Raw genomic sequence first — 618 nt, forward strand, 5'->3', positions numbered from 1 at the left:
GGCAAGCTTGCGCCAACGCTGGTTACACTCTTAAAGCCCATGAAACCCAACAACACCACAACAACAATCGCGACACTTTCAAGCAGGTTGCCAACAAAGTCGTCGATAGACTTTTGTACTTCTTCAGGTTGATAAGCAACGGTCGAGATGTCGACACCCAGCGGCAGCGTTGCCTGGTAGTTAGCGATGATGTCTTGAATCGTATCGCCAAGTGACACCACGTTAATGCCTTGAACTGGGCTCACAGCCAAGGTGACAGCGGGCTCTCCGTTGTAGCGGTTTTCTGCCAATGCTGGTGTTTGATAACCCATGGTGATGTCGGCGATGTCACCAAGACGAATCAACCCCGAGCCAAACTCGCCGGTGCCACCATTGATGATTAAATTGCGAATGTCTTCTAGAGACTGAAACTCACTGGTTTGCGCAATACGAATACGCTCTGTACCTGCATCGAATTTTCCCGCTTCGAACGTGCTGTTTTGTGTGCTCAGTTGGTTCCAAACTTGTGCGATCGACAAACCATATTGAGCCAAGCGCTCGTCTGGCATATCGATATGTACAACGCGAGGGTGAACGCCGGGTAGCTCGGTCTTTTTGATGCCGTCGACGGCTTTGATT

The 618-nt window shown here is 50.3% G+C and carries 1 protein-coding gene; it reads right to left on the bottom strand.

Annotation, left to right across the window (positions count from 1 at the left end):
- Window positions 1-618, bottom strand: a 618-nt coding sequence (locus tag R7Q46_RS28145; RefSeq protein ID WP_318078435.1) for an efflux RND transporter permease subunit, incomplete at both ends; no start/stop codon positions are given.

It is taken from the genome of Vibrio sp. 811 (assembly GCF_033339195.1).